Annotated in this window: 1 protein-coding gene; it reads left to right on the plus strand. The window is 40.4% G+C overall.

Annotated elements, in window-relative coordinates; genetic code table 11:
* Nucleotides 1-628, plus strand: a 628-nt coding sequence (locus H4J41_RS00515; protein WP_182150441.1) for an efflux RND transporter permease subunit, incomplete at both ends; no start/stop codon positions are given.

A 628-nucleotide genomic window follows, 5' to 3' on the forward strand; every position in this document is an offset into this window, starting at 1 on the left:
CTATTACCGTTAAAGCGGAGGCCGGATACAATGAAACTACCGGTGAGGCGTTTAATCGTACACAAGCTAAAATTGCTGCTATTGCTTTACCAGAAGGTTATAAACTTGACTGGGGCGGCGAATATGAGTCGTCACGTAAAGCGCAAGCCGCTTTAGGAAAAGGCTTGCCGCTGGGGTTTTTAATTATGTTTATTATCAGTGTATTGCTCTTTGGTAAGACTAGGCAACCGATTATTATTTGGCTGATTGTACCTATGGCTGTGGTGGGCGTGGTTGCGGGCTTACTAATAGCAGACCTACCTTTTGGCTTTATGTCGTTACTGGGCTTTTTGAGTTTATTTGGTATGTTAATTAAAAATGCTATTGTGCTATTGGAAGAAATTGACTTACAAATTATAGAAGGTAAAGAAAAAGCAATTGCCATCGTTGAAGCAAGCTTGAGTCGTTTGAGACCAGTTTCACTGGCAGCTATCACCACTATATTAGGTGTTATGCCATTATTATTTGACCCTTTCTTTGCTGATATGTCGGTGACCATTATGGGCGGATTAGCGTTTGCCACTATCTTGACCATGATAGCCGTACCTGTGCTTTATAGTGTTTTTTATAAAATTAAGGTAGAGAAAGT

It is taken from the genome of Colwellia sp. MB3u-45 (assembly GCF_014077005.1).
In the GTDB taxonomy this organism is placed as follows: Bacteria; Pseudomonadota; Gammaproteobacteria; order Enterobacterales; family Alteromonadaceae; genus Cognaticolwellia.